Annotated in this window: 15 protein-coding genes; 11 read left to right on the forward strand and 4 right to left on the reverse strand. The window is 66.9% G+C overall.

Annotated features, from left to right (window positions below):
* Window positions 1–17 precede the first annotated feature (17 nt).
* From lptC to EO245_RS01645, 11 genes are all read left to right on the forward strand, one after another.
* Window positions 18–683, forward strand: coding sequence for an LPS export ABC transporter periplasmic protein LptC (gene lptC, locus EO245_RS01595; protein ID WP_128891287.1), 666 nt, complete (start codon window positions 18–20; stop codon window positions 681–683).
* Window positions 680–1,237, forward strand: a complete 558-nt coding sequence (locus EO245_RS01600; RefSeq protein ID WP_128891288.1) for an LptA/OstA family protein — start codon at window positions 680–682, stop codon at window positions 1,235–1,237. The genes lptC and EO245_RS01600 overlap by 4 nt, the downstream gene beginning before the upstream one ends.
* Window positions 1,238–1,248: 11 nt before the next feature.
* Window positions 1,249–2,421 carry a nucleotidyltransferase family protein gene (locus EO245_RS01605; RefSeq protein WP_128891289.1) on the forward strand — a complete coding sequence of 391 codons (1,173 nt, stop codon included), beginning with the start codon at window positions 1,249–1,251 and terminating at the stop codon, window positions 2,419–2,421.
* Between the two features lie 49 nt (window positions 2,422–2,470).
* Window positions 2,471–3,547 (forward strand): GDP-mannose 4,6-dehydratase, encoded by a 1,077-nt coding sequence (gmd, locus tag EO245_RS01610; protein WP_128891290.1) that lies wholly within the window; start codon window positions 2,471–2,473, stop codon window positions 3,545–3,547.
* Window positions 3,548–3,564: 17 nt separating this feature from the next.
* Window positions 3,565–4,935 carry a lipopolysaccharide biosynthesis protein gene (locus EO245_RS01615; RefSeq protein ID WP_128891291.1) on the forward strand — a complete coding sequence of 457 codons (1,371 nt, stop codon included), beginning with the start codon at window positions 3,565–3,567 and terminating at the stop codon, window positions 4,933–4,935.
* Window positions 4,936–5,013: 78 nt separating this feature from the next.
* The gene (locus EO245_RS01620; RefSeq protein WP_128891292.1) at window positions 5,014–5,949 is read left to right on the forward strand and encodes a GDP-L-fucose synthase; all 936 of its coding nucleotides are present in this window, start codon (window positions 5,014–5,016) and stop codon (window positions 5,947–5,949) included.
* A complete protein-coding gene (locus tag EO245_RS01625) occupies window positions 5,946–7,229 on the forward strand; it encodes an O-antigen ligase (protein WP_128891293.1) in 1,284 nt (427 codons plus the stop codon). The genes EO245_RS01620 and EO245_RS01625 overlap by 4 nt, the downstream gene beginning before the upstream one ends.
* A gap of 38 nt (window positions 7,230–7,267) precedes the next feature.
* A complete protein-coding gene (locus tag EO245_RS01630; RefSeq protein ID WP_164931235.1) occupies window positions 7,268–7,963 on the forward strand; it encodes a polysaccharide biosynthesis/export family protein in 696 nt (231 codons plus the stop codon).
* Entirely contained in the window at window positions 7,963–10,152 is a 2,190-nt protein-coding gene (locus tag EO245_RS01635) for a polysaccharide biosynthesis tyrosine autokinase (RefSeq protein ID WP_128891295.1), read from the forward strand. Before EO245_RS01630 ends, EO245_RS01635 begins: the two co-directional genes overlap by 1 nt.
* Window positions 10,152–11,279, forward strand: coding sequence for a hypothetical protein (locus tag EO245_RS01640; RefSeq protein ID WP_128891296.1), 1,128 nt, complete (start codon window positions 10,152–10,154; stop codon window positions 11,277–11,279). The genes EO245_RS01635 and EO245_RS01640 overlap by 1 nt, the downstream gene beginning before the upstream one ends.
* Window positions 11,276–11,851, forward strand: a complete 576-nt coding sequence (locus tag EO245_RS01645) for a putative colanic acid biosynthesis acetyltransferase (protein ID WP_128891297.1) — start codon at window positions 11,276–11,278, stop codon at window positions 11,849–11,851. Before EO245_RS01640 ends, EO245_RS01645 begins: the two co-directional genes overlap by 4 nt.
* Here the strand turns inward: EO245_RS01645 and EO245_RS01650 are convergent.
* From EO245_RS01650 to EO245_RS01660, 4 genes are read right to left on the reverse strand one after another with little or no spacing between them, the layout of a single operon-like run.
* Window positions 11,842–12,960, reverse strand: a complete 1,119-nt coding sequence (locus EO245_RS01650; RefSeq protein WP_128891298.1) for a glycosyltransferase — start codon at window positions 12,958–12,960, stop codon at window positions 11,842–11,844. The two genes, EO245_RS01645 and EO245_RS01650, sit on opposite strands and share 10 nt — an antisense overlap.
* A complete protein-coding gene (locus tag EO245_RS01655) occupies window positions 12,957–13,811 on the reverse strand; it encodes a glycosyltransferase (RefSeq protein WP_164931236.1) in 855 nt (284 codons plus the stop codon). The genes EO245_RS01650 and EO245_RS01655 overlap by 4 nt, the downstream gene beginning before the upstream one ends.
* A complete protein-coding gene (locus EO245_RS13330; protein ID WP_164931237.1) occupies window positions 13,808–15,118 on the reverse strand; it encodes a hypothetical protein in 1,311 nt (436 codons plus the stop codon). The genes EO245_RS01655 and EO245_RS13330 overlap by 4 nt, the downstream gene beginning before the upstream one ends.
* Complete coding sequence (locus tag EO245_RS01660; protein ID WP_234026928.1) at window positions 15,081–16,061, reverse strand: glycosyltransferase family 2 protein; 981 nt, start codon at window positions 16,059–16,061, stop codon at window positions 15,081–15,083. Before EO245_RS01660 ends, EO245_RS13330 begins: the two co-directional genes overlap by 38 nt.
* Window positions 16,062–16,114: the final 53 nt, after the last annotated feature.

The following is a 16,114-nucleotide window of genomic DNA, read 5'->3' on the forward strand; positions in this document are numbered from 1 at the left end:
TTCCCAGGGCAGCAACCATGGTCATCAAGCGGCGGATCGAAACGGATGAGGCGAAGGAGCGGCGCAGCAAGCGCCAGCACTTCGCCGCGCCCGGCGGTTCGCACGACAAGCTGGTGTCCTTCCTCGGCAAGGCTCTGCCGATGGGCGTGGGCGTGCTGGCCGCCTTCATGGTCATCACCCCGCTCAGCCCGCGTGGCGAGGTGAGCTTCCTGCTCGACCGCAACAAGGTCGCGGTGATCAACGAGCGCCTGCGCGTCGACAATGCGATGTACCGCGGGCAGGACAACGATGGCCGTCCGTTCTCGCTGACCGCGGGCGAAGCCGTCCAGCGATCGAGCAGCGAGGGCATCGTGCGGATGGAAGACCTCGTCGCGCGCATTCTCCTGCCCGAGGGTCCGGCGCGCGTCGGCGCGGCGGCAGGCAGCTACGACATCGACGAGGAAGTGGTCGACATCACCGGCCCGGTCCGGATGGTCGCCGCAGACGGCTATCGCATGCAGGTGAGCGGCGTGTCGGTCGACCTCGCTGCGAAACGCATGGTCGGGACCGACGGAGTCGAAGGGGAAATCCCGGCCGGCTCCTTCTCCGCCAACCGGCTCGAAGTCGACATGGCCGAACGCACCATCGTGCTCGACGGGAATGCGCGGCTTTCCATGATCCCCGGCAGACTGAGGATGCCATGACCAAGACCTATCTCACCACCGCCCTGCGCAATGCCGCGATCGGCTTCACGCTGACGGCCGCCGCCTTCGCCGGTATCCAGGCGGGCGCGCAGGCGATTGCCGGGCACAATTCCAACGCGCCGGTCAATTACAACGCCGGGCGTATCGAGCTGCAGGATCGCCAGAACCGGGTCGTCCTGTCGGGCGATGTCGTGGTGACGCAGGCCGGGCTGACCGTTCGTTCGAACCGCATGCTTGTCAATTACAGCGATGCGGGCACGCTGCAGATCCAGCGCATCACCGCCACCGGCGGGGTCACCGTCAGCCGAGGCAACGAGCGGGCGAGCGGCGATGTTGCGGTCTACGACTTCAACCGCCGGATCATCACCATGGCAGGCAATGTGCGCCTGCGCCGCGGATCGGATACGCTGAACGGTGGGCGGCTGGTGATCGACCTCGCAAGCGGCGTTTCCAGCGTCGACGGGCGCGCGAGCGGCTCGTCCTCGGTCGCCGGAGAGAGCGGCACGAACAGCTCGGGCCGCGTCACCGGCACCTTCTCCGTTCCCGAGAACTGAGGCACCGCGCGGTGACCGCGCGCGACACTCCGCAACTGCGCCGCGCGGCGCTGTCGCTGCTCGGCTCGGCCGCGCGCCAGCGCGAGTTCGCCGGTTCGCTATCGCATGGCGAGTGGGAATCGGTCGCCATTCTCGCAGGGCTCCATCGCCTGTGGCCGCATCTGCATGGCCGGATCGAGCGCGGCGAGCTTGTGGTCGAGGTGCCGCCCCATATCGTCGCGCACTGGCGCAAGGCGCACCGCGAACAGGCGCTCGTCGCGCTCGCCCAGCGAAACGAGCTGTTCCGCCTGACCGAATGGCTGCGCGAGCGCGGCATGGAGAGCGTGGCGCTGAAGGGCAGCTGGCTTGCCTGGTACGCCTATCCCCACGCGGCCGAGCGGCCCTTGCGCGACATCGACCTGCTGCTGCCCGCAGGCATGGCAATCGCGGCGTGGGATGCGCTCGTAGCCGATGGTTTCACGCCCGACGAGCCGCGCGAGACGGACGAGGCGCAGGCTCGTCTCGCCAAGCACCTCCCGCCACTCGAAGGACCGGCGGGCGCCTCGGTCGAATTGCACCTGCGCGCATGGGAACTTGCCGAGCGGATGGACTGGGCCATGCCGCCGGACCGGACCGAGCGGATGATCGCGAGCGCGCAGCCAGCCGATCCGAGTGACCCGTGCCGCTATCCCTCGCGCGAGGCGATGCTCGCCCATCTGGTGATACACGCGGTCTATTCGCATCGCCTCGATGCCGGGCCGCTCCTCCTGCCCGATATCCTTTTCTGCGCCGCAAAGGAGATCGACTGGCCCGCCCTTCTCGAATGGGCGCGCGAGGATGGGTGGGAAGAGGCGCTGGCACTGGTCCTCTCACTGGTCGACCGCTGGTGCAGCAGTGGCATGGTAGGCGAAAGCGGGGTGAGCCATGTTCCGCCCGAGCGCGTGCTGGAGGACGCCGAGCTGCTGCTGGTGCAGGACCCGCGCGCGCGCAAGTCGGCGGGCATCGCAATGGCGGTCGGCGAAGCGTGGGACGATGGGGGCCTTGCCGAAGTGCTGCGCCGCCTCGGCGAACGCGCGGCGAAGCTGTCGCCCGCGAAAATCGCCAAGCGCAGCTACGAGACGGCGCGCGATTTCACCTCCGGTCCGGCGAGCGAGGATGCGCGCCGCGCGCTCGCCATCGGACGCTGGCTCGAAGGGCGGGAATAACGCGAGCGCGCCAGTTCCGCCGCGACGCCAAAGCGTCTAGGCAGCAGCCATGGCACTCGAAGGCACAGGCAAGCGCGCACTCGTCACCGGGATCACCGGGCAGGACGGGGCGTATCTCGCGCAATTGCTGCTCGACAAGGGATACGAGGTGCACGGCATCAAGCGCCGGTCGTCATCCTTCAACACGGGCCGGATCGAGGAAATCTACCAGGACCCGCACGAGCCCGACCAGCGGCTGGTGCTGCATTACGGCGACCTGACCGATGCGACGAACCTCATCCGCATCGTGCAGGAAACGCAGCCGCACGAAATCTACAACCTCGCCGCGCAAAGCCATGTGCAGGTGAGTTTCGAGACCCCCGAATATACCGCCAATTCCGACGGCGTGGGAACGCTCCGCCTGCTCGAGGCGATCCGCATCCTCGGTCTGGAAAAGCACACGCGGTTCTACCAGGCCTCGACCTCCGAACTCTATGGCTCGGTGCAGGAAGTGCCGCAGCGCGAGAGCACGCCGTTCTATCCGCGCAGCCCCTATGCCGCCGCGAAGCTCTACGCCTACTGGATCACGGTCAATTACCGCGAGGCCTATGGGATGCACGCCTCGAACGGCATCCTGTTCAACCACGAAAGCCCCTTGCGCGGCGAGACTTTCGTCACGCGCAAGATCACGCGCGCGGCCGCGGCCATTTCGCTCGGGCGGCAGGACCGGCTCTATCTCGGCAATCTAGATGCCAGCCGCGACTGGGGCCATGCCAAGGAATATGTCCGCGGCATGTGGCTGATGCTGCAGCAGGATGAACCCGACGACTACGTGCTCGCGACCGGCGTGACGACGACGGTGCGCGACTTCACCCGCTGGGCGTTCGAGGATGCGGGCATCCCGATCGAGTTCCGCGGCGAGGGCGTCGAGGAGAAGGGCTACTGCAAGGCGAGCGGCAAGCTGCTGGTCGAAGTGGACCCGCGCTATTTCCGCCCGACCGAAGTCGACCTGCTGATCGGTGATCCCGGCAAGGCGCACCAGAAGCTCGGCTGGCGGCACGAAACCGGCGTGCGCGAACTGGCGCGCGAAATGGTCGAAGCGGACCTCCAGGTGATGCGCAGCGCGCCCATCGCCAAGGGTTCATGATCCGGCGGGGCTGAGCCATGACGAGCATCGGCCAGCGCATGATTTCCTCCGGCGCGGCCAGCGCGACCTCGCTCGTGACGAGGGTGGCCGAGCAATTGCTGCTCATTCCGGTCCTGCTCGCCGCCTGGTCGGTCGAGCTGTTCGGCGAATACCTGCTGATTGCCGCGATCCCGACCTATATTGCGCTGTCCGACCTCGGCGTCGTGCAGTCCGGCTCGAACGAGCTGGCGCGCCGCGCGGGCGAGGGCGACGAGGAGGGCGCGCATCGCTTTTTCCGCGACCTCGTCGTCACCTTCCTGCGCTGGTCGCTCCTCCTGCTGGTCGTGCTTGCCGCAGTCGTGATGGCTGTCCCGCTGGCGGACTGGCTGGGCCTCAGGCAGATTTCCTCCGCCGAGGCGAAATGGACTTTCGGCCTGCTCGCTGCCGCCGCGATCATCTCGCAGAATTCGCTCGCGCTGCTCGGCGGGATGCGGGCGCGCAGGATCATGCCGGCCGGGCTGTGGACCCGCGCGATAGGGACCATCCTGCGCCTCGCCGCGACCTTCATCGCGGTGAAGTTCTTCGACACCGGCCCGGTCGCGATCGGCGCAATCATGCTCGCATCGCGCATCGGCGAATATGCCGCGCAGTCGGTCATCCTCAGGCGCGCGGATTTCGCCGCAACCCTCAACCTTTTCGCACGGCGGAGCCAGAAGCTCGGCAGATATGTAGCAAGCGGGCTGGAATACCTCATGTTCGACCTCGCCAAGGCGCTGCTGCTGCAGGGCGCGGTCATCATTATCGGGCTGACGCTCGGCGCGGTGGCGGTCGCGGTGTTCTCGACCCACCGAACGCTCGCCCGGGCAGTGTCGCAGATCGTCCAGACCGCGCTTGTCCCGCTGCAGGCGGAAGCCGGGCTGATGGGCGGAGCGAGCCAGCGTACGGGCCTTGCCCGGCTGGTCATCGCCACCACGCGCCTGGCTGTGTGGACATGCCTCGCGGTCGCCCTCGCGCTGTTCGTCGCCGGCCCGGCGATATTCGAGCTGTGGACCGGCGGGAAGATCGCCTTTGCGCCGGAGCTTTACGGGCTTCTCGTCGGAGCCGTGCTCTTCGAAGCGGTCTGGATGCTGACTGCGCAGGCGCGCATGGGGACCAACCGGCACCGCCCGATCGCGTGGAGCTTCCTCGCGGTCGCCGCTTGTGCAGTGGCCGGGATGTCCGCCTCGGTCACGCTCGTCACGGCAGCGGCGGTCCTGCTCGTCGCGGAGATCGTCATGTGCCTCGTCGCGATCCCGTTGACCGTATCGCTGCTCGACATGCGGGTCGGCGCCTACCTGCGCGCGATTTTGCGCTTCCCGAGCGAGGAACTGCGCTTCCTCAAAAACCGCCTGCTTCCTTCGGGGCATTAATCGCTCCCGCGCATTGCCCGCGCGTTATGCGCTTGGCATGAAACCGGCACTCTTCGCAGCGGGCGAGCGGGAAGCCGGATGTTCGAACTGACAGGCAAGCGCGTATTCGTGGCCGGCCATCGCGGCATGGTCGGCAGCGCGCTGTGCCGCAGGCTCGCGAGCGAGAATTGCGAAGTGCTCACCGCGACGCGCGAGGAACTCGACCTGCGCGACCAGCAGGCGGTCGAGACATGGTTCGAAGCCAACCGCCCGCATGTGGTGTTCCTTGCGGCAGCCAAGGTTGGCGGCATCCTTGCCAACGACAGCTATCCGGCGGATTTCCTCTACGACAATCTCGCGCTCGAAACGCATGTCATCCACGCGAGCTGGAAGCATGGCGCGGAAAAACTGCTCTTCCTCGGTTCGAGCTGCATCTACCCCAAGCATGCCGAGCAGCCGATCCGCGAGGACAGCCTGCTGACCGGTCCGCTCGAGCCGACCAACGAGTGGTACGCCATCGCGAAAATCGCCGGCCTCAAGCTGTGCCAGGCCTATCGCCGCCAGCACGGGGCGGACTTCATCTCCGCCATGCCGACCAATCTCTACGGGCCAGGCGACAATTACGATCTCGAGACGAGCCATGTCCTGCCCGCGCTGCTGCGCAAGGCACACGAGGCGAAAAAGCGCGGCGAGAATGAAATTGCGATCTGGGGCAGCGGGACGCCGCTCCGCGAGTTCCTGCATGTCGACGATCTTGCCGATGCGCTGGTTTTCCTGATGCAGAACTACTCCGAAGAAGCGCCCGTCAACGTCGGCAGCGGCGAGGAAGTAACTATCGAAAAGCTCGCTCGCCTCGCGCTCGAAACGGTCGGGGTCGAGGGCACGGTGCGAACCGATCCGTCCAAGCCCGACGGCACGCCGCGCAAGCTGCTCGACACCAGCAGGCTGGCCGAACTCGGCTGGCGCGCGAAGACGCCGCTGCGCGAAGGCATGGCCGATGCCTATGCCGATTTCGCATCGCGGGCCGGGCAATGACCCTGCCGGCGAGAAGCGAGCGGCTGCTTTTTCCGCTGGCACTCGCGACCATGCTCTGGACGCTGGTCGTCGGCGGGTCCGGGCGCGAGCCCAACCTCGCGCTGGTGTTCTTCGGCAGCCTGCCGCTGCTTTACGCAGTCCTGCGCAGCAAGCCGCGGGGCGAGACGGCCTGGACGCTCAAGCTCGCACTCGTCCTGCTGGCCCTCGCCGCGCTCCAGCTCGTGCCGCTGCCGCCGTCCATCTGGACCGCGCTTCCGGGGCGCGATCTCGCTGCGCAGGTGCTCGTCGCATCGGGGCAGGAGCCGGGCTGGCGACCGCTCGCGCTCGATCCGGCGGCGGCGGCTATCTCGCTGCTTGCAGTCGTCCCTGCGCTCGCCATGCATGCAGCGGTCCTGCGGCTGGATCCGCGCGAAACGAAGCGCCTGCTCGCTGCCGTGGCCCTTTTCGCCATCGCGAGCGCGGTTGTCGGGATAGGCCAGCGCCTGATCGGCGGCGGTGCGCTCTATGCGACCGAGCATGCCGGGGCCGCACTCGGCCTGTTCGCCAATCGCAACCATCACGCCGACCTGCTCATCGCCGGCATATTGCTGACCGTCGCTATCCCCGTCGGGAGGGCGGGGAAGAGCGCACGCGCCATCGCCACGGCAGCGATCGCCCTGCTCGCCTTCGCCGTGGTCGCGACCACTTCGCGCGCCGGCATCGCGCTCGCCATACCGGCCATCATCGCCGCGCTCGTCGCGATCTGGCGACCGAGGCGGCGTGCCGCGCCCCTGCTCGGCGCCGTCCTGGTGGCGGGCGGGATCGCCATGCTGCTGGTCCCTGCATTTTCCGACATCTTCGCACGCTTTGGCCTCGCGGCAGACGACCAGAGGCTGACCATGGCGGCCGACACGCTCGCAGCGACGCGCGCGATGTGGCCGTGGGGATCAGGATACGGCAGCTTCGTGCCGGTCTACATGGCGCATGAGAACCTCGACATGATCGACGCGCGCTTCGTCGTGGCGGCGCATAACGACTACCTGCAGCTCGCTCTCGAAGGAGGGCTTCCCGGCGTATTGACGGCGCTGGCGGGGCCGCTCGCACTGGCCCTCCTCGCATGGCAGATGCTCTCGCGGCGCGCGCCGATGGCGGCATGGGCCGCGTGGGGCGTCGCAGCCGTCCTGCTGGCCCATTCCGCTCTCGACTTTCCGCTGAGGACGCCCGCACTCGCCATGCTGTTCGGGTTGTGCACAGCTGCGGCGCAAATGGGCATCGCGCAATGGCGCGCGGCAAGGCTATGACGTCAGCTAGCAATGGGTCCGGCAAGGGTGAGGCGCACATGACGAGGCTGGCGGCCAAAGCTGCATTGGCACTTGCATCGGCGCTCGCCGTGGCGGGTTGCAGCAATGGGCCAGCACCGCAGCTTCCCGCTGGCGAGGCGGCCTACGCGCTGCTGCCGCCCGGCGACGTCACTGCGCCGCGCCGCTCCGAAATCGGACCGAACGACCAGATTTCGATCATCGTCTTTCGCGAACCCGACCTCTCGCTCGAGAAAGCCTTCGTCGACAGCGACGGCGCGGTCCAGGTGCCGCTGCTTGGCTCGGTGCAAGCCTCGGGGCTGACCGCCGCCGAATTCGCCCGCCAGCTCGAACGGCTCTACGGCGCGCGCTACCTCGTCGATCCGAGCGTGACGGTGTCGATCGTCGAAGCTTCGCTCCAGCGAGTGACAGTGACCGGGGCGGTCAAGAAAGCAGGCGTGTTCGAGATGCCGAGCCGCATCTCGCTGATCGATGCCGTCGCCTTGGCCGAAGGTCCGACCAATGTCGCGAAATACGACCAGGTCGTCGTCTTCCGCCGTGTCGGGGGCGAGCGCGTGGGTGCGCTGTTCGACCTGTCGCAGATCAACGCGGGCAATGCGCCCGACATCGAAATCCTGCCGGGCGACCAGGTCATCGTCGGCACTGACGGGCTGAAGCAGGCCTATCGCGACCTCCTCCAGGCAGCGCCGCTGATCGGCATCTTCAGGCCGTTCTGATGTCGCGCGTCGAAACTCCTGCCGCGCAAACGCCGCTCTCGGTCCAGCCGCCGGGCGCACCGCCTTATGCCTACAGCTACGGCAATCCCATGCCGACCATCGGCATCGATGTGCGCCGGCTGGCGAGCGCGCTTTACCGCAATCGCTTCATCGCAGCCGCGATTATCGCAGCCGCACTGGTCGCCGGGATCATCTTCACGCTTTCGACCACGCCGATCTACCAGGCCACCGGCACCGTCCAGATCGACAGCCAGGTCAACGAAGTGCTCGACGAGGACGCAACCATGCCTCCGGTGGAATGGGATGTGGAGCGCTTCCTGCAGACCCAGCTCGACGTGCTGCTGAGCCGCGGAATGGCCGAGCGGGTGGTCGACCGCCTCAACCTGACGCGCGACGACACCTATTTCGAGCGCATGGGACTGAGCGCGCCGGAAGTCGCCGCGCCGGGCCGGACCATGGCCGAAACCCGCCGCGCGATCATTGCCGCGAACCTGCAGGGCAATGTCTCGGCCGAACTGCCGCGGTACAGCCGCGTGGTCGATATCGGCTTCACCAGCCCCGATGCGACCTACGCCTCGCAGATCGCCAACGCCTATATCGAGACCTTCATCGCCTCGAACCTGCAGCGCAAGTTCGATTCCTCCTCCTACGCGCGCGAATATCTCGAGCAGCAGCTTGAGCTGGCCAAGGACCGGCTGGAGGAAAGCGAGAAGGCGCAGGTCGACTATGCCCGCCGCTTCGGCCTCGTCGATATTCCCGATACGAGCGAGCGCGACGGGGCGGTCTCGATCGTCCAGACCAACCTTGCCGAAGCCAATGCCGCGCTCAATGCCGCGCGCACCGCACGCATCCTCGCCGAAGAGCAGTACCGCGTCGCCCAGCGCTCGAACGGCTTCTCGATCCCCGACGTGCAGGACAACGCCTACATCCAGAGCCTGCAGCGCCAGCGCGCCGAGATTTCCGCCGAGATGGCGCAGGATGCGGAGCGCTATCGCGAAGAACACCCGGTAATGCAGCAGCATGCCGAGAAGCTGCGCGGGATCGAGCGACAGCTCGACCGCGCGGTGTCGGACACGCGCGGTTCGCTGCGCCAGCGCTACGAGGCGGCAATGCGAAACGAGCAACGCCTTGCAGCGCAGGTTGAGCGGCTGCAGGCCGGAACGGCTGCCGAACAATCGGAGCGCGTGCAGTACAACATCCTCTCGCGCGAGGCGGCGACCAACCGCGCGATGTATGACGCACTGCTCCAGCGCTACAAGGAAATCAGCGCCTCGGCGGGCGTGTCGACCAACAACATCTCGCTGGTCGACCGTGCCGAATTGCCCGGCGGCCCGATCCGCCCGCGCCCGCTGATCAATATCGGCCTCGCGCTATTTGCGGGCCTCGCGCTGACCGGCCTGTTCATTTTCGCCCGCGAGTTCATCGACGATGCCGCGCGCACGCCGGACGATGTGACCGATCGCCTTCGCCTGCCCTTCCTCGGTACCGTGCCCAGGCTCGAAAGCGCGGAGCACATCGTCGAGGAGCTCGACCGGCCCAAGTCGAACGCGTCGGAAAGCTTCGCCGCGCTGCGCACTTCGCTCGCCCTGCTTTCGACCGAGGGGCTGCGCTCGATCCTCGTCACCAGCAGCCAGCAGGGCGAGGGCAAGAGCCTCGTCGCCTATGGCATCGCGCGCAGCTTCGCACGTGCGGGCAAGCGCACGCTGATCGTCGACACCGACCTGCGCCGCCCCTCGCAGCACCAGATCCTGGGCACCTCGCGCGAGAAGGGGCTGACCAGCGTCATTACCCGCCAGGCCTCGCTCGCCGACGTGGTTTACGAGGCACAGGACGGGCTGCATCTCGTACCGAGCGGCCCGCTGCCTCCGTCCGTCCCCGAACTCCTCGCCAGCAACAGCTTCGAGGAATTCCGCGACCTCGTGATGAACGAATACGACATCGTCATCTTCGACGGACCGCCGGTGCTCGGCCTTGCCGACACCGTGCTGCTCGCCCAGCGGATCGAGCATCTCGTCTTCGTCACCGAAGCCGGGCGAGCGACGCATGGCCGGGCGCAAGCTGCGATCCGGCGCCTGCGCGACAACGATATCCGCGTCGATGGCGCGGTGCTCAACAAGTTCGATCCGAAGACCTCGGGCTACGGCTATAACTACGGCTATTATTACTCCTACGGCGAGGATGCCGCCTGATGCGGGCTATTGCGGCCCTCGCCGCAACGACCTTGCTCGCACTCGGCGGAGCGGCGCTCATCCTGCCCGGCGCGATCACGGCAGCTGCCGGGCCCGATGCCGCCCGCTTCGCATTCTGGGACCGCACGACCCAGCGCGAACTGGCCGCGCGGCAACTCGAAGCAGATAGTCCGGAAGCGGCAGGCACCCATGCCCGCGCCGCGCTGGCCGCGATGCCCTACGATTCCTTTTCGCTCGCAGTCGCCTCGATCGGCCAGCCGGACGAGCAGCGGGTGATGGCGCTCAATCTCGCAGCCGGTCTCGGCTGGCGCGATCCGGTGACCAATCTCACGCTGATCCGCACCGCGATTGCGAGCGGGGAGGCGACAATTGCCGCGCAGCGCATCGATGCCCTCGGCCGGATCGAGCCCAATGCACCGCTTCAGGGCGAGGTCGACCGCCTGCTCGCCCTGCCCGGCGGAAGCGAGGCGCTGGCCGAGCGGGCACACCGGCGCGGGAAGTCCTATTGGTGGCAAGGGTACCTTCGCTCGGAGCCGGCTGACGCGACCATCGCGCAGCAGCGCGCGGACCTCGTACGCCGCTTCGACCGGCAAGATGGCGCGTGGCAACGCACCGCCGTACGCGATGCGATGATCGGCTTCGACAAGGCGGACATGCGCGCGCTCTCGCTATCCCTGTGGCGCGATACGCTTGCCGATCCGGAACGCTTCTCCGGCATGGTCTACGACCCGGATTTCGCAGGTATCTCGGCTGGCGCTTCGCCGCTGGGGTCGGAATGGCAGGTCTTGGCCAGTGCCAATGCGCGTGTCGAAGCCGCGGAGCGAGGGGTCGTCGTTTCCCCGCTCGGTCTCGGTAACGAAGCCGTGCTGAGCCAGCGTCTCGCGCTTCCGGCCGGTCAATATGTCCTCTCCGTCGAGGGGGCGGGCGATGGCCCCTTCACATGGAGCTTGAGCTGCGAGGGGCGCGAAATCGGTCTCGAAAGCGGCGAGCCTTCGCCGCTCGGTCGCTGGCTGCTGACCCTCGCGACGGATTGCGGCGATGCGACGCTTGCTCTTCGGCAAGCCGGGCGCGGGTCCGACGGCGAACAGCTCAGCCTGACCGGCGTTTCGCTCGAGCCGATGCAATGACCGACCCGCTTCCCGCATCCGAAAGCAGGCCGCTCGAAGGCGGTGCGAGCTTCAGCCTCGGCAACCGCATCGAGCGCGGCTTGTGGGGCGCGGTGTGGCTGCTTCTCGGACGCCTCGTCCCGCCGCCCTTCGGCTTCGGCTGGCGAAGGCTCCTACTGCGCCTGTTCGGTGCGCGCATGGAGGCCGGTAGCCGGGTCTATCCGAGTGCGCGCGTGTGGCTTCCGCGGCACCTGGCGATGGGAAAAGGGGCAACGCTCGGGCCGGGCGTCCAGTGCTACAACATGGCCCCCATCCACATCGGCAAGGGCGCAATCGTCTCGCAGAGAGCCTTCCTGTGCGCGGGCGACCATGACCACCGCGATCCGCATTTCCAGCTCGTCACCCGGCCCATCCGCCTCGAGGAAGGTTGCTGGGTCGCGGCCGAGGCTTTCGTCGCGACGGGCGTGACCATCGGGCAAGGCGCAGTCGTCGCGGCGCGGGGCTGCGCGGTGTCGGATGTGCCGGAATGGACGATCTGGGCTGGAAATCCGGCGACGCAGGTCGGGATGCGCGAAGTGCGCTCTCAGGACTGAGCGAGTAGCTGCAGGACCGATTCGGCAAAGCGCGCCGTATCGCCGAGCGGTGCCGTTGCCTCGGCGCCTTTGCGCAGCCGCAACCATAGCGCTTCGTCGGCTCCGACCCATTCCATCAGCGCTGCGAGGCCTTGCTCGTTCTTAGGATGGAAAGTGAACCCGCTCACCCCGTCCAGCACCAGCCGGTCGGCCGCACCGCAGCGGTTGCTCGCCAGCACCGGCAGGGCAAGCGCGAGCGCTTCGGGAACGACATTGCCGAATTGCTCGACCGTGCTGGGCAGGACGAGGCACAGCGCATCGCGCATTTCCCGTGCGACCCGGTCGGTCTGCACGAAGCCGAGCCAGTCGACATGATCCGCAATGCCGAGGTCGACCGCGACGCTCTTCAATTCCCCCTCAAGCGGACCGGAGCCCGCGATGCGCAACTGCCGCGGTCGTGCGACCAGCGGGCGGTAACGCGCATAGGCGCGCAGCAACAGGCCGAGGTTTTTCTTGCTGACGAGCCGCGCCACGGCGAGGAACGGCCTGTCTGCATGGCCGCGAGGTTGGGCGTCCGGCGTCCCTGCCAGCGCCTTGATCCGCGCCTGGTCGACGGTATTGTACCCGCCCAGCACGCGCTCCTTGTCGAGGCCGAGCCAGCGGAAATAATCGACCGAGCGATCGAGCGAAGCGATCGCTCCCTGATAGGGTCGCAGGAACTGGCGCTTGGCCAGCTCGCGCATCGGCGTGCGTGGCAGGTCGTCGAATTTCGAGCAGCCCATGGTGAAAACCTTGCGCCGCGCCATGCGCGCTCTGCTCGCGGCCATCAGGATCGCCGGCTTGTCGTAGTGGCAGAAGAATACCGCTTCGCAGCCATGCTCGGCCAGCGCGTTGCCGATGGCCCGCGCGATCGCGCCCGCGCCGGTCTCGGACCACGAGCCTTCTTCGAACAGTGTCACCTTCTCGAAACCGGCGGCAGGCGGATTGTCCCATTCGTAGGTATCGCTCTTGCGGAAGATCTCGATCCCCACGACCGACTGCCCCTGCCCCAGCGCTCGCGCGACTGCGTTGCAGCGATCGACGTGGAGCGGGCCGAAATTGTCCCACACGAAGGCCACCGTACCGCTCATGCGCCAAGCTCCGCCCAGCCCGGCGGCTGCGCCTCGGTGAACACGTGGTCGCGCGGCGCCATCGCATCGGCGAGGCGGCGGTACGTGTTGATTGGATGAAGTATCCGGTGCCCCAGCTGGGCTGTGCGCCGGATCACGGCATCGACGCGCGTCGCATCGCGGCCGAACTCCTCTCGGAAATAGCGGGCATGGGTGCGCGCACTTTCTGCCGCGCTGCGCTGGCTCACGGTGATGGAATCGGGCTGCATGCGGAACAGCGACCAGTAGCCGCTCGCATTGACCAGCTCGAAGCCGGCGCGGTCCATGTCGACGAGGATTTCCGCGTCCCAGCTCGTCCGGTTGTCGAGATTGAAGCCTCCGACCTGACGGAACGCCTCGGCGCGGTAGAAGGTCGATTGCTGGAGTGCGAAAGCCGTGCCGCGCACGAAACGCCGCGCCGAAAAGCGGGTCGAGATGGCGCGGCGCAAATAGCGGCCGTGTTCGTCGACGAGGTAGCCGTTCCCGATGATCGCACCGGCCCTCGGGTGCCGGGCGATTGCCAGTGCTGCCTCCTCGAATGCTCCGGGCAGGAAAACGTCGTCGGCGTTGAGATAGATGAACCAGTCGCCGCTCGCCCGCTCGAATGCCTTGTTGAGGCCATCGGCTGGGCCGTCGTCATGCTGCTGGATCAGCGTGAAACGATCCCCGTAGCGTTCGCCAAGCCGCTCGATCACGCGGGGCGTCTCGTCGGTCGAGCCGGGCTCGACGATAAAATATTCGACCTCGGGCCCGGTCTGCGACAGCACGCTTTCGGCTGCGGCGGCGAGGAAGCGCCCCTGGTTGAACGCGTTGGTGACGACCGAGATTTTCACGCACCCGCCCCCACGATGTGCGAGACATCGAACAGGGCGACGCCGCGCCTGCCGTCTTCGCAATGATCGACTGCCACCATGGTCTCGGCACGATTCCAGCGAGGGTGAAGATCGCACTTCGCATCGCTGTCATCGCTGGTGACGCCGTGATGCATCGCCGCGATGTCGACGCGGCTTTGATGCTGGAGGTCGTAGAGCATCAGCGTCAGTTGCCCGGAAGCGTCGGGATAGGTGTCGTTGACCATCCAGCCATGGGTGCGGGCGACCATCGGGTGGCCGTCCTCGTCGAGAGCGGGCCATCCGAACCGGCGGCGCGGCTGCGTATTGCCGAACGTCACGGTGAAGAAACTCTCCGACAGCACGCGTTTCTTCCACCGGCCGGTCATCTTGCGGGCAAGAGACAGCAGCGGTTTGACGACAGGCAGGTTGAGCCCTCCGGCGGCGCGTACTTTTGCCAGCCCGCCGCCCGAGAAACGCGCCCATACAACCAGGCGGTCGTTGTCGAGCCAGTCGAAGTGGCTCACTTTCTCGTCACCGAGAACATGCAGGCCCGAGCCGTCGGCGCCGCACCCCATAAGACGCGTATAAAGCCCGCCATCCGCCGGAAAAAACCGGTGCAGGAAGACAAGGCGGCTGCCGTCAGGCGAAATGCTCGGATGGCTGAGGAAATGTCCCTCGCCCGAGCCCTGCCATGACGCGAGCACATCTTGGAGGCTGACGAGCATTCTCGCCTTGCCGCTCGCCATGTCGACTCGCCAAAGCCCGGTTTCCGAGGGTTCGGGGCGGTAGTCTTCCGACGCGAGAGAGGCATAGCCATACGCAGGCCAGAGCTTGGCAAGCAGCGCGAAATCCTGCGTTATCGCCCAGGTCCCGTCCGGCACGATGGAATAGACGCCGCGCTCGAGCCGCCGGGCTTCAGCGCCATCGGAGGTGCACACCACGCCCTCGCACTGGCCGCTTTCCGAAGCACGGTTGAAGACGAATTGGCCGGTGTCGCCGGGAAGCCATTGCTGCCGGGCGGCCTGCTGGAAGTTCCAGCATTCGGTCTCGGCCAGATCGCGGGTCGCGCCGGTATCGGGATTCCACGCAGCGATAGTGGCTGGCCGCGTGGTATCGACCATGTCGCAGGTGCCCGTCGGCAGGGACAGCAGCAGAAGCTCGCTCCCGTCGGGCGACCACGGGCAAAGGTCGTGGAACCCGAAGAACATGTTCCTGTCGCGCGGCGTCCTCGCCATGAGGCGCGCGCTCGGATTGGTCAGGCGGATCGCTTCAGCGCTCATCGGATAGCCGCCCTCGTGCAAATCCATGAATGTCGAGACCCGTCAGCTCGGCAAGGCGCTCGAGCCGAGCGTCGCGATCCTCGCATCCGTCGAGCGCCCGTTTCAACTCGTAGCGTTTCGCATCGACGAGGAAGCGATACCAGAAGCCCTGCAACACGTGATAGACCAGCCCCGCGCGACCATCGAGAAAGCCCAGCTGGAAGATGTAGCGCCAGAGGAAATAGGCCAGCGGCCCGATGCCGAGCGGCAGGCGGTTGTAGAGCCTGGTCTTGATCGATCGCTTGCGTTTCGCCTGCGCGGTCGAGCCCTCGATCGCCCTATCCTCATCGCCCAATTCACCGAGCAGCGCATCGACCGCTTCGCGTGTCGCATAGGCATTGTGCTTGGTGGTGAAGAAGCCGAGATCGCCGAGGTTCTCGTCGGCAAATGTGCCCGCGACATGCGCGATATCGCCCTTTTCGAGCACCATGTGCTCGTCCATCCAGCGCTGTTCGATATGGGCACCGCCGGTGCGCCAGATGCGCAGCAGCCTGAGCGGATAGCGCCCGCCGAAGCGGATCCACTTGCCGAGGAAGATGTGCCGCCGGTCGAGGCTCACACCGCCGGTTGTCGCGGGCAGGCTTGGCAAGGTGCGGACGAGGCGCTCTACCAAATCCGGCCCGAGCCATTCGTCCGCATCGAGCCTCATGGTCCAGTCGCTGTCGATACCGCAATTGTCGAGCGCCCACTGGAACTGGTCGGCATAGTTGACCCACGGCCGCTCGAACACTTCCGCTCCGTGGGCGCGGGCAATCCCGCGCGTCGCATCGCGTGAACCCGAGTCCACCACTACGATGCGGCTGGCCAGCCCGCCCAGCGAAGCAATGGCGCGCGCAAGATGGCGCTCTTCGTCGCGGGTGAGGATGACGACAGTCAGCGAGGGGGCTTCGCGCTGCCCCCCCATGCCACTGCTGTCCGTCACGCTTCCCATGCCCACGGGTCTATGGCGCGCGCGCAGGCATGGGAAGCGGAGGTGACGGGTTT

The organism is Erythrobacter sp. HKB08 (assembly GCF_004114695.1).
In the GTDB taxonomy this organism is placed as follows: domain Bacteria; phylum Pseudomonadota; class Alphaproteobacteria; order Sphingomonadales; family Sphingomonadaceae; genus Parerythrobacter_A.

What these genes read in the sequence shown, in the direction of transcription:
- EO245_RS01645 (WP_128891297.1), top strand. Translation starts at nt 11,276, where the DNA reads ATGACCGACCCGCTTCCCGCATCCGAAAGCAGGCCGCTCGAAGGCGGT.
- EO245_RS01640 (WP_128891296.1), top strand. Translation starts at nt 10,152, where the DNA reads ATGCGGGCTATTGCGGCCCTCGCCGCAACGACCTTGCTCGCACTCGGC.
- EO245_RS01620 (WP_128891292.1), top strand. Translation starts at nt 5,014, where the DNA reads ATGTTCGAACTGACAGGCAAGCGCGTATTCGTGGCCGGCCATCGCGGC.
- EO245_RS01600 (WP_128891288.1), top strand. Translation starts at nt 680, where the DNA reads ATGACCAAGACCTATCTCACCACCGCCCTGCGCAATGCCGCGATCGGC.
- EO245_RS01625 (WP_128891293.1), top strand. Translation starts at nt 5,946, where the DNA reads ATGACCCTGCCGGCGAGAAGCGAGCGGCTGCTTTTTCCGCTGGCACTC.
- EO245_RS01660 (WP_234026928.1), bottom strand. Translation starts at nt 16,061, where the DNA reads ATGGGAAGCGTGACGGACAGCAGTGGCATGGGGGGGCAGCGCGAAGCC.
- EO245_RS01630 (WP_164931235.1), top strand. Translation starts at nt 7,268, where the DNA reads ATGACGAGGCTGGCGGCCAAAGCTGCATTGGCACTTGCATCGGCGCTC.
- gmd (WP_128891290.1), top strand. Translation starts at nt 2,471, where the DNA reads ATGGCACTCGAAGGCACAGGCAAGCGCGCACTCGTCACCGGGATCACC.
- EO245_RS01635 (WP_128891295.1), top strand. Translation starts at nt 7,963, where the DNA reads ATGTCGCGCGTCGAAACTCCTGCCGCGCAAACGCCGCTCTCGGTCCAG.
- EO245_RS13330 (WP_164931237.1), bottom strand. Translation starts at nt 15,118, where the DNA reads ATGGATTTGCACGAGGGCGGCTATCCGATGAGCGCTGAAGCGATCCGC.
- EO245_RS01615 (WP_128891291.1), top strand. Translation starts at nt 3,565, where the DNA reads ATGACGAGCATCGGCCAGCGCATGATTTCCTCCGGCGCGGCCAGCGCG.
- lptC (WP_128891287.1), top strand. Translation starts at nt 18, where the DNA reads ATGGTCATCAAGCGGCGGATCGAAACGGATGAGGCGAAGGAGCGGCGC.
- EO245_RS01650 (WP_128891298.1), bottom strand. Translation starts at nt 12,960, where the DNA reads ATGAGCGGTACGGTGGCCTTCGTGTGGGACAATTTCGGCCCGCTCCAC.